Here is a 1,198-nt window from a genome sequence, read left to right as displayed (position 1 = left end):
CGCAGGAGGCGGCGGCCTCCCCCGTGGGGGCTAATGGCGTTTTGGTCTTGCCCTATTTTTCGGGCGAAAGGACGCCGATCCATGACCCGCTGGCCAAAGGGGCGATTTTTGGCCTGAACCTGACCCATAGCCGTGGCGACATCTATCGCGCCTTGATTGAGGGGATCGCGATGGGAACCGCCCATGTCATCGAAACCTATCGCGAGATTGGCCATGCACCCGAACGCTGTTTGGCGGTTGGGGGCGGCACGAAAAACCCGCTGTGGTTACAGGCAACCTCAGATTTTGGGAATATCCCGCAGATCGTCTGTGAAAAGACCATCGGCGCGTCATTTGGGGACGCATTCCTTGCCGCCTGCGCCATTGGGGCTGCGCGGCCCAAGGATATCAGCAAATGGAACCCTGCCACCCACGAAGTGGCGCCCAACCATAGCGCGGCGCATGCCCGTCACTATAGGTTGTTCCGCCAATTATACGAGGACAGCCGTGGCGTGGCGCATAGCCTGTCTGGGGGGCAGTGATGCGGTTCGAGCGGATGTTGCCCCATCAAATTCGGCATGCGATTGCCGAAAACACGCCTGTCGCCTTGGCGCTTGGGGTTATGGAATATCACGGCGAACATATGGCCGTTGGGATGGATCTCTTGGCGGTCACAGAGATCCTCGCGCGTCTTGAGGCGGAGATGGATTTGGTGATCCTACCGCCCTTTGCCTATGGCGCGGCCAGTTATGCGGTTGCGGGGCCAGAGGGCACGGGCAGCATGGATATTGATGCATCCAAAATTTCGGCACTGGCCGATGATATGTTTTTTGCGCTTTTGCGCATCGGGTTTCGCAATATTCACGGCATTATCCATCACCAATCGGAAAACTTCACCGCAGGTATGCCAACCGATCTGGCGTTCAAATTCGCGGCGCGGCGCGCCTTGTTTCGATATCTGCAAGAGACGCGCGGCGAAGGGTGGTGGGGCGATAACGCCATGGCCGATTACTATGCCGAGCACGCCACGGGCACCGACCCCTTCAACTGGATCAAAATTCACCCGCTCATGGGGCCCGAGGTGAAGGCGCATTATCCCTTTGATCATGCAGGGGCAGGGGAAACTGCCCTGATGATGGAGCTTGCCCCCGATGTGGTCGAGGCTGCACGCATTGCGCAGAACACAGCATGGTATACGTCCAGCGCGACCGAGGCGACA

The 1,198-nt window shown here is 58.8% G+C and carries 2 protein-coding genes; both read left to right on the top strand.

The genetic code is table 11. The features are described 5' to 3' along the window. Window positions 1-521, top strand: a 521-nt coding sequence (locus ACR0IO_RS23045) for an FGGY-family carbohydrate kinase (protein ID WP_480745175.1), incomplete at its 5' end; no start/stop codon positions are given. Further along, a partial coding sequence (locus ACR0IO_RS23040; RefSeq protein ID WP_480745173.1) for a creatininase family protein occupies window positions 521-1,198 on the top strand: 678 nt, incomplete at its 3' end. The genes ACR0IO_RS23045 and ACR0IO_RS23040, both read left to right, overlap by 1 nt.

It is taken from the genome of Ruegeria sp. CE12, from assembly GCF_056537525.1.
This window is presented reverse-complemented; position numbering and strand designations above follow the sequence as displayed.